Raw genomic sequence first — 9,389 nt, 5'->3', positions numbered from 1 at the left:
AAGATAGCCAACAACAAGTACAACAGTTGATGATGCTCAATCGGGGGAAAATTGAATATTATCTGAGGGGGCAGAAAGCTATGATGGCCGTCCTACAAACCTTGTAGCCTTTGTGTCACCCCCTTAGCACAGAGGGTTACATTAGCGGTTACTTAGATTTTGACCAAGATGGCAATCTAGATGATGTTTCCATTACTAACCTCTCCTGGACTTGGGCCGCTGGGGCGATTGTTTCAAATACTGAAGACTTGACTCAATACGCCCGCGCGCGCTATGCCGGAAATTTCCTTTCTAAAGCCACTAAAGCTGACATGTTTACACTTGTTGATACGGGGCGCGGCTATGAATACGGACTGGGTATGATGAGCTTTGATACGCCCGATTTGGGCCAGGTGGTAGGACACCGGGGCGGCAGCTTGGGCTTCAATTCTAATATGTGGTACGCTCCAGAAACAGATTTCACTTATGTTGAACTGTTGAACGGGCGTACGGAAGAGAGTTTGGCAGGTGACATTGTTCCTGCGTTCACGGACGGTGCGATCGCCCAGCTTGGCCGTTTGCCCACTCAGTTCGACGTGACTTTGACTGAGCAGTCCGCCCAGCTTCTCTTGCCCGTCGCAAACGACGGCATTCTAGAAGGCGAAGAAACCGTTACCTTTTCAGTTCAGCCCGGCGTCGACTACAGCGTTAATCCTGACGCGCAAACCCGCTCTTTAACCATTCTCGATTCTAAGGAAGATACCTCCATGTTGCCCGATCGCGTCGTGCTTGCACTCGAAGAAGCCCTAGATAACAATTTACCTGCCGAAGTTCCTGGCGCAGCCGTCGCTATTCTCACGCCCGAAGGCGAATGGTTCGGCGCGAGCGGTGTTTCAGATGTAGAGAACACTGTTCCCTTGCAGCCAGACGATCGCTTTGAAGCCGGCAGCATTACCAAGACCTTTGTTGCTACCACAATACTACAGCTCGTTGAAGAAAATGCGCTTTCTCTAAGTGATATGCTCACCGACTGGCTGCCCACAGAGCTCACCGATTTGGTGCCTAATGCCAGCGAGATTACGATTGAACAAATTTTGGGACACACGAGCGGCATTGCCGACTATCTAGATGTCTTCACTGCTCAAGCTTTGAACAATCCTACGCTCTTCTTTGCTGAGTGGAGCTCTGAGCAGCTAGTCAGCTTTATTGATGGAGTAGACCCATTTTTCGAGCCGGGGGATAACTGGCAATATTCCAACACTAACTACATTTTGGCGGGTGAGGTAATTGAGGCGGTAACGGGCAATAGCTATGGTCAGGAGATCCGCGATCGCATCATCGATCCGCTTGAGCTAGAAAACACTTTTGTCTTTGGCGAAGAAGAGATTCCCGGCGGCTACATCAACAGCTACTGGGACTTCAATAACGACGGCGCATTGGACAATCTCAGCGTTGTCAATCTCTCTTGGACGGGTTCTGCGGGTTCAATTATCTCTAATACCGCAGATTTAGCTGACTTCTTCGACGGCCTGCTAGTAGACGATGCGCTGCTAGAGGCCGAAACTCTCGAAGAAATGCTCGACACCATTCCGGTCAACTCGCCGAACTACGACGAATACGGGTTAGGCATCGGCACGCTAGAGTCGCGCGACAGATTCTGGTACGTCCATCGCGGCCAGACCCTCGGCTTTCGTTCAAACCTGTGGTACTCGCCGCTCGAAGAAATCACCTATGTAGAGCTGCTTAACGGTCGCTCTAACAGCAACCTAGTCAGCGATCTGCTGCCCACCTACCGCCGCACTATCCAGCCGCCCACGCCAGATCCAATCACCTACGAGTTTGAATGGATCGGGCAGATTGCAGGCTTTAGCGCAGCAGGCGACTTCACCTACGACGCTAGTGCGCCTATCGAAGATAGCATTGTTCGAGAAGAAAATCTGACCGACTTCGATATCTCTTTCTTTGACCCCGACGGCAATCTGCTAAGGACTTATGAAGACAACCATCTCACCTTTGACGAGTTTAACTTTGCCTTCGATACCGAAACAAAAGAGATTCTCACCGACGGCCTATTTATGGGGCCAGAGGGCATCAACGTGGGTGAAAAGACAGCCGTAGGTGACGGTTTTACTGGGCTGAACCTATGGAGCAAGTCAAAAGAGACTTCGCCGTCTTTAATGCATTTGGATGACTGGTCTAGGTCACTGGGCTTCCCGATCGGCTACAGCACTCATGAAGACATTGCTTTTTTGACTAGGACAACGGCTGAGCTGATTGAGACTGGCGAAGTGGGTGACGCCTACCTCGACGATATTCAAGACACGCTAGACGAAGTCGGCAGCCCCATTCTGGTGTCGCTGCTAGATAACGATATAGGCAACTATCTAGTCGCTTCAGGCATTACGAGCTTGTTTCTGGACTTCAGCCTATTTGAAACCGCAGGATTAACCATTCAAAATGCTACCCCTACGGCAACGCCTTTCTCCAATCAGTTTCAGCTTGGCTTTGGCATCGATACCAGCACAGACTTTCAATTCCAAGGATTTCCCTTCACGCCTGAAAGCGGTCAGATCAACCATACGGGTGATATTAGCTTTTTAGTGGGTGGTGACGTTGATCTGACAATTGGCGATTTTGCCGTTGGATTTGATGCCGATCGCGCTGGCGAGATCACTAGCGGATTCTTTGTTACGGATACTTTAGAAGACGGTTTAGGTATCGATATTCTCTTCGATCTCAGCGTGCCGGAACGGCTGCTAGTGCGAGATGAACAGCTAACCCTTGCCGACGCCGATTTGCTATTAGCCCCCGAGCTGGCTACTATTCTGGGACTAGATGGCGCGGCTGGTACTGACATGGGCGATGTACGCATTGACGCTGATTTGATCGAATTTGTTATAGATCCGCCACCGTTTAATCAGATTTTAGGAACTGAAGCTGGTGAATCTCTTATAGGTGAATCGGGCAACGACTTAATAGACGCATTAGGTGGAGACGACACCGTCGCTGGTGGACTGGGTGACGACATCATTCTCGGTGGCGAGGGAGATGATGTGCTGCGTGGGGACGCGAATAGTCGCAGTCCGCAGGATGGAGAGGCTGGTGGTAATGACATTATTTTTGGTGGGGAGGGGAGCGATCGCATCGGTGGAAAATCCGGTAACGACATCCTCAGCGGCGATGCAGGCGATGACTTCATCTGGGGTGATGATGGCGACGACATTATCATGGGCGGCACTGGCAACGACGTCCTGGTTGGTGACAACTTCTCTGATGGCAGCGGTAGCGATCTGTTCGTCTTCGGCAACGGCGACGGGATGGACACTATTCTCGATTTTGAGGTGGGAACAGATCGCATTGGCTTGGTCGAAGGTGAGCTTACTTTTGTTGAGCTGACCATTACTCAAGATGGGAGAAATACGCTACTAGGCGTCGCTGACAGCAGAGAAGTTCTAGCAGTGCTAAACAATGTCCAGGCATCAATGCTGCGTGAGAGTGATTTTTCGACTGTGCCCGATATGTCGAATCCTGAAGAAGCGCTAGCCCTGGCTTAACCGGAGCTAACGCCGCTGGAAGTCGCGCAGCTTGTGCGGTTTAGCGGCTTCCTAATCAAGGCTGTCTGGATCGATACCGAGTTCACGTAGCTTTTCAGCGAGCCTAGCGGAGCGCTGCTGTTCTGAGGTCAGGGCTTCCTGCGCGGCAGTGACTTCCTCCTGCGCGGCAGTGACTTCCTCCTGCGCGGCAGTGACTTCCTCCTGCGCGGCGGCGGCTTCGGCTAGCGCAGTGATGGCCGCTTCGTCTGGGGTAGGCACTAGCTTGCCATCTAGCTCAAAGTATCTGAGCTGTTCGTCGTGAATGCCTAGATATAGCTGTAGCTGCTCGCTCCACAGCCATCCCTGGTCGGTGGCTGCGATCGCCTCATACTTACCTCGCACCAAGGCAAACCCGGCAAACTCCTGCTTCTCTGGGTCGGGGTTAAACCAGAAGTACTCGGGGGTGCGAAAGGTGTCGGCATACAGGCGTTTTTTGAAGTCGCGGTCTGTCTCAGCCGTCGAATCGGACAGTAGCTCTACGATGACGTTAGGATACTTTCCGTCTTCTTCCCAAATTGTCCAGCTTTTTCGAGGGTGCGGTTCGGTATCTAGCACCACGAAGAAGTCGGGGCCTCTGAAATCTTCATCTTTACGTTCGCGTAAGCTGTAGTAAATCGTCAGGTTACCGGCGGCGAAGTAGTCGTCGCGGTCTTTCCAAATCCAGTGCAGGCAGTTGAGCAGCAGGATCATCTGCCGCAGGTGCAGGGTGGTTTCCAAGGGGGGTTCGTCGCTATAAAGATCGGTCGGTGGCGGTGCTGGCAACTGTTCTGCTAGCTGGTCTGTGCTGCCGTTTGCCTGCTCACCTGTAAGGGTGCGCTCAGCAGCAGCGGGTTCAGCGCTAGGTGTGTCTAGGTTGGGCGTGTTGCTTACGGCGGTGGGCAGCGTCATGGCAAAACCTGATGGTTGCAAGGGCTTAACCTACAGTTTACCGAAGATGGAGGTGGAACGATAATTTTTGCGTTTCCCCTACTTATCACTACCCTACTTTCTAGGAACGTTGTGTTATTCCAAGTCGTTAGAGATGTTGAAGCATTCGCTTCGACTACTAATCCACTATCTCAAGTTCTGGGATGTTCCAGTTCCTTGGCGATCGCCGATTCATACCTGAATTCGGCAACGCCCAAAATTCAGGTATCTTAATGTTTGGCTTATTGATAATCTATGTCATTTGTGAGCAAACTAAACTATACTAAAAAGCAGTACAAAGCAGCTTGAGCGCTAGAACAGTATGGGAGCTAAACGGCATTAGATTTTTCTGAAGAATGTTTAGCTTACGGTCTGGCCCTTTACTGCTATGGCTGATAGCTTCTGCTTTCTGCTGGATGTTGTTCACCGGGGCTGCTGCGTGTAACCACACTGTGAAATTCTCAAAGGAGAGTCTGATGAGCTTTTTGATAGGACAGCAGCGCTTGAGGCTGTGGGTGATATCGATGGCGATCGCGTCCGTACTATGGCTATTGTTGCCTCAATCTGCTCATGCTGCTGATAGTGGGCTCAATGGGGGGGATGGTGCTTCCGAGCCTTCTGAACAGGCCAGCGTTGAAGCGTGGAAACGTGCGATCGCTACCGATCCAAGTGATCCTACTGCCTGGAACAACTTAGGCCAAAAGCTCTTTGCCACTGAACAGTATGAAGGGGCTTTGATGGCCTACAATCACGCACTGCTGATAAACCCGGACTATTCGCTAGTCTTGGCCAACCGGTGCGGTGTTTTGAGCCGATTAGAAGAATACGCCCAGGCGCTCAATTCCTGTAATCTAGCAATCAAAGGGGATGGGCACTGGAGTTCGCAGGGGTCGGCGTTAGCGTGGAGCAACCGGGGTGATGTTTTGTTCAATCTAGAAAACTATCAAGCGGCGCTGCGCTCGTTTGAACAGGCGATTATCGTTAACCCCAACTATCAGAATGCCTGGTATAACCGAGCAGTCGTGCTCTCTCAATTAGACAGCGTAGAAAAGTAATGAAGTCGACGACCCAATTGTTCTCACGCGCCTCTTAAAATAAGAAAATGTCGCCGATGGCGTTAAGAATGCACGCAAGAGAGAGTATTACAAAAACTGTGATATGGCTCATAATCAGTTCTGTATGTGCAATCTAGAATTAACAACGTGTGGGTATCGCCATGATAATCGAAAATACAGATTTACTGGTTAAATACAAAACCCTGCCGACTTGGACAGAGGCCACACTGCCAAAGACTTTTCAAACCCAACACAACACTCAGTCTGGCACCTGGGGCAAAATTACAGTAGAAGTGGGACAGTTGCAATACGATGCTCTAAGTGAAACAGGCACCGTGATCTCTAGCGAGATGATTACGTCGAATCATTGAGGCTTTTGGGTTTCACCAGGAGCTTGGCATCGGGTGAAGCCCTTAGGAGAATTACGATGCTTCGTAGAGTTCTATTGCCATCCCCAAGCCTACTTCCAAAAGAAGTATCAGTTTGCCGCACCCCATCGTGATGTGCAGCGGCTAGTGGAAGGGTCGCTGGCAGACTGTTCTAGTTTGAACATTTTGGACCTAGGCTGTGGCAAAGGGCGGAACGCTACCTATCTCTATGCGCTAAAACATCGCGTCACCGCTTTGGACAAAAATATCAGTGCCATCGAATCTTTGCAGTCTATCATTCAGCGTGAACGGGCCGCAGAGAGATTTCAGGCCCATTGCTACGATATCGAATCTGCGGCGCTTCGCAAACACTGTGACCCCGACAACCACTACGATCTGATTCTCTCTACGGTTGTTCTTCAGTTTCTGCGCGGCGAGTTTCTCTCTGCTGTGATTGTAGACATGCAGGCTCACACGAAAAGCGGTGGGCATCATTTCATCATTGCGCCAGTCTCTTCTCCAGATTTTTCTTGTCCCATTGACTTTCCTTCAACTTTTGCGCCCCAGGAATTACCGAATTATTACACCGACTGGCAGCTTTTAAATTATCAAGAGCAGCCAGGAACTTTCCATCGCAAAGATAGCAATGGTCAACCGATCAAAGCTGTCTTTGCAACGCTGCTGGCTCGTAAAAGATGAAGGCGATCGCAACTCGCCTAACACTCGAAACGGCGAAGCGAGGGGGTAACATAATCTTTGGCAGGGTTACTGTTATCGGAAATAAATCATGAGCTTAGAATCGATTGCCCTAATTGGTATTCTTACACTTTTTACAATTGTTCTAGGGAACGATCTTTTTTTCCTGTTCATAGGTCGTTCTCTGCTTGAAACGGCTGCTCTCGAAAATTTCAGCACTCAGGCGCACTGGGCAATAACCTGGCGGCTGAGCTTAGTGTTATTCTTCCTCTTCTTAGGTGCGATCGCCGTAAATCTTACACCGAATGTCCGTGCGGAAGACTATCTCTTAAAAATTGGGTTGGGAAGTCTTTTAGTCTATCTTGTGCTGTTTTTTATTAGCACGGTTTCTGCGGGCGATCCACTTACAGGGGGGTACAAAACTTGGATGTTGCTGTGGCCACGTGCTATGGCGGCGCTAGTTTCATTCTGGTCTTTTCTGCACTACGCCATGAATCCTAAAATCTAGTCGCACCTTTGCAAACGTTTACAAAAGTGCCAACTCAATTAATTTGTTGTAGAAGTCTGATGCTGCGTAGCCGGAGATCTAGGTAATGACGCGATCCTTGGTGGTAGTGGGGATGATGTACTGCGGGGTGATCGCATCGGTCTCGTTGAAGGTGAACTGTTGTTTGCTGACCTGACGATTGTTCAAGATGGAGAGAACGCCTCGCTGGGTGTATCTAGCACAGGTGAGACGCTGGCGATATTGAACAATGTTCAAGCCTCAATATTAGAAGAGAACAGTTGTTGCAGCTAAAGCGATCAAACCCGACGCTCTAGCGATCTTAGTGAATAGCTAGACGCGCTAGCATTGGCACACGTCCTTGATGCGTCTTAATCTTACGACGCACCATTCATACTACAAGCCTATGAACATTCAAGCTCTCGATCAGATTGTTCAAACTTTAGTGCCGCTAGACTTATCAGCGCCCCCAGATGCTGAGAGCTTTCGCGCTGCTTTCTGTGAACTAGGCAAAATGGATCGAGGATCGGTATCGGTCGGCACTTGGCAGGGGCAAACGCCCTGGGAATACCACGAGGAAGGCGACGAGTTTTTATATGTTTTGAGCGGTCAAGTTGCATTGACGCTACTGGTAGACGGTGAAAGCAAAGAACATTTGCTGGTTCCAAATAGCGTTTTTATTGTGCCTGCTAGAGTATGGCATCGTAGCCTCGCTCAGCAGCCTGTGACCCTGCTTTCTGTCCTAGCTTCACCCCACGGCCCAGTTTCTTATGCGGAAGACCCACGGACTAAAGCGCAGCTCGTACATGCAGATGAGATATTCGAGGTAGCAAGTCCATGAGTAAAATTCCAGTCAACCTTGGCCCTGTGCAAGAAACTTTGCTAATCCCATTGCTGGGTAGAGCCGTAGAGACTAAAAAAGGCAGTGGCCTAATCCAAGACAAAAAGGCAGTCGAGATCGTAGATGCTTTGGACTACGACTTTTCTAAATGGAAGAAGTCTAAGACGCTAGCAGGCGCAACGCTGAGAACTAGACTATTCGATCAATACGTACAGTCTTTTTTATCAGAACATCCGATCGGAACTGTGATTGAAATTGGCTGTGGTCTAAACACTCGATTCGAGCGCTTGGATAATGGCCAAGCCCGCTGGTTTGATCTAGATTTGCCTGATTCTCTCGCGCTTCGCAGGCAGTTTTTTCAAGACCAGCCGCGTCGCACTATGCTCGAAGCTAGCGTTTTAGAAACAGATTGGATGGACACGGTTGCCGCAACAGGTGGCCCCTGGTGCTTTATTTCAGAAGCGGTGATCATTTATTTGGAACCGGATCAGGCGCGGAAAGCGATCGCACAAATTGCCAGTCGCTTTCCGGGTGCCTGGATCTTAACTGATACCACCGCTCGAAAAATGGTTGATAGCCAGTCCACCCACGATGCGATGAAATACATGTCGTCAGATAGCTGGTTTCGCTGGGGCTGTGATGATCCTCATGAGATTGAGAATTGGGGCAATCTGCGCCTGGTGCGATCGCGCACTTTTCTGGATGCAGACCCTGATCTAATGAAATATATGCCCTGGCCTACCGCCCTAATATTTCGATGGGCACCTTGGCTGATTCGTGGCAAAGTAGAGGGCTATCGACTCAATCAATTTGTTGTAGAAGCCTAATATTTCTTAATGGCTTCGTTATTGATAACTGGTCTCATCTAAGCTAAGTTTAAATCATCAACTTATTATAGATAGGCAACAATATGGCTAGTCGATGGTTTGGCCCTGCGTTGGTAGTGGTGATAGCTTCTGTATTCTGTTGGATGCTTTCTTCCACGCCTTCTCTTGCGTTAGCTTCTCAACCTCTCTTTTAATCATATGTCAGAAACTTATAGCCTGATTGATTTAAGGCTGCTGTGGGTGCTTTCGCCAATCACCACAGCATTTACCTGGGGAATGTTAATCTACACCGAACCTAGCTTACGAGATTATCCCTGGCGCTTCTAATATCATTCTCTTTCAGTCTAGACCTTCTCTTTCTATACGAAAAAGAAAGGCATTATCGTCAAACTTGAGTGTTGAGCGGGCCTGACTTAGCTCCTGTTACGCCGCAAGCCTCGTACGGCTAGGCATATAAGCTAAACGCATAGAGATCTAGTGATTTAATGAGATTGTGCTAAGGGGGTGACACAAAGGCTACAAGGTTTGTAGGACGGCCATCATAGCTTTCTGCCCCCTCAGATAATATTCAATTTTCCCCCGATTGAGCATCATCAACTGTTGTACTTGTTGTTGGCTA

Annotated in this window: 10 protein-coding genes; 8 read left to right on the top strand and 2 right to left on the bottom strand. The window is 49.5% G+C overall.

Annotated features, from left to right (window positions below):
- Positions 1-110 precede the first annotated feature (110 nt).
- On the top strand, positions 111-3,533 hold the full coding sequence (locus IQ256_RS29915) for a serine hydrolase (protein ID WP_228025339.1): 3,423 nt from the start codon (positions 111-113) through the stop codon (positions 3,531-3,533).
- Between the two features lie 51 nt (positions 3,534-3,584).
- Here the strand turns inward: IQ256_RS29915 and IQ256_RS27330 are convergent, their stop codons facing one another.
- Positions 3,585-4,460 carry a Uma2 family endonuclease gene (locus tag IQ256_RS27330; RefSeq protein ID WP_193858855.1) on the bottom strand — a complete coding sequence of 292 codons (876 nt, stop codon included), beginning with the start codon at positions 4,458-4,460 and terminating at the stop codon, positions 3,585-3,587.
- A 494-nt stretch (positions 4,461-4,954) separates the two neighbouring features.
- Here IQ256_RS27330 and IQ256_RS27325 point away from each other — a divergent pair, with 494 nt between their 5' ends.
- The 4 genes from IQ256_RS27325 (at position 4,955) to IQ256_RS27310 (ending at position 7,105) form a co-directional block, all read left to right on the top strand.
- The gene (locus IQ256_RS27325; RefSeq protein WP_193858854.1) at positions 4,955-5,533 is read left to right on the top strand and encodes a tetratricopeptide repeat protein; all 579 of its coding nucleotides are present in this window, start codon (positions 4,955-4,957) and stop codon (positions 5,531-5,533) included.
- Between the two features lie 161 nt (positions 5,534-5,694).
- A complete protein-coding gene (locus tag IQ256_RS27320) occupies positions 5,695-5,904 on the top strand; it encodes a DUF1971 domain-containing protein (RefSeq protein WP_193858853.1) in 210 nt (69 codons plus the stop codon).
- Positions 5,905-5,937: 33 nt separating this feature from the next.
- Positions 5,938-6,600 (top strand): methyltransferase domain-containing protein, encoded by a 663-nt coding sequence (locus tag IQ256_RS27315; protein ID WP_193858852.1) that lies wholly within the window; start codon positions 5,938-5,940, stop codon positions 6,598-6,600.
- Positions 6,601-6,688: 88 nt separating this feature from the next.
- A complete protein-coding gene (locus IQ256_RS27310; protein ID WP_193858851.1) occupies positions 6,689-7,105 on the top strand; it encodes a hypothetical protein in 417 nt (138 codons plus the stop codon).
- Positions 7,106-7,183: 78 nt separating this feature from the next.
- Here the strand turns inward: IQ256_RS27310 and IQ256_RS27305 are convergent, their stop codons facing one another.
- Complete coding sequence (locus IQ256_RS27305) at positions 7,184-7,360, bottom strand: hypothetical protein (RefSeq protein ID WP_193858850.1); 177 nt, start codon at positions 7,358-7,360, stop codon at positions 7,184-7,186.
- Positions 7,361-7,508: 148 nt separating this feature from the next.
- Here IQ256_RS27305 and IQ256_RS27300 point away from each other — a divergent pair, with 148 nt between their 5' ends.
- The 3 genes from IQ256_RS27300 (at position 7,509) to IQ256_RS30170 (ending at position 9,097) form a co-directional block, all read left to right on the top strand.
- Positions 7,509-7,943, top strand: coding sequence for a cupin domain-containing protein (locus tag IQ256_RS27300; RefSeq protein WP_193858849.1), 435 nt, complete (start codon positions 7,509-7,511; stop codon positions 7,941-7,943).
- The gene (locus tag IQ256_RS27295) at positions 7,940-8,770 is read left to right on the top strand and encodes a class I SAM-dependent methyltransferase (RefSeq protein WP_193858848.1); all 831 of its coding nucleotides are present in this window, start codon (positions 7,940-7,942) and stop codon (positions 8,768-8,770) included. Before IQ256_RS27300 ends, IQ256_RS27295 begins: the two co-directional genes overlap by 4 nt.
- A gap of 198 nt (positions 8,771-8,968) precedes the next feature.
- Complete coding sequence (locus IQ256_RS30170; protein WP_255516246.1) at positions 8,969-9,097, top strand: hypothetical protein; 129 nt, start codon at positions 8,969-8,971, stop codon at positions 9,095-9,097.
- Positions 9,098-9,389: the final 292 nt, after the last annotated feature.

Source organism: cf. Phormidesmis sp. LEGE 11477, assembly GCF_015207105.1.
Taxonomy (GTDB): domain Bacteria; phylum Cyanobacteriota; class Cyanobacteriia; order Phormidesmidales; family Phormidesmidaceae; genus Phormidesmis.
This window is presented reverse-complemented; position numbering and strand designations above follow the sequence as displayed.

Coding starts and splice junctions, on each gene's coding strand:
- IQ256_RS27320 (WP_193858853.1), top strand. CDS start 5,695: ATGATAATCGAAAATACAGATTTACTGGTTAAATACAAAACCCTGCCG.
- IQ256_RS30170 (WP_255516246.1), top strand. CDS start 8,969: ATGTCAGAAACTTATAGCCTGATTGATTTAAGGCTGCTGTGGGTGCTT.
- IQ256_RS27295 (WP_193858848.1), top strand. CDS start 7,940: ATGAGTAAAATTCCAGTCAACCTTGGCCCTGTGCAAGAAACTTTGCTA.
- IQ256_RS27300 (WP_193858849.1), top strand. CDS start 7,509: ATGAACATTCAAGCTCTCGATCAGATTGTTCAAACTTTAGTGCCGCTA.
- IQ256_RS27310 (WP_193858851.1), top strand. CDS start 6,689: ATGAGCTTAGAATCGATTGCCCTAATTGGTATTCTTACACTTTTTACA.
- IQ256_RS27330 (WP_193858855.1), bottom strand. CDS start 4,460: ATGACGCTGCCCACCGCCGTAAGCAACACGCCCAACCTAGACACACCT.
- IQ256_RS27325 (WP_193858854.1), top strand. CDS start 4,955: ATGAGCTTTTTGATAGGACAGCAGCGCTTGAGGCTGTGGGTGATATCG.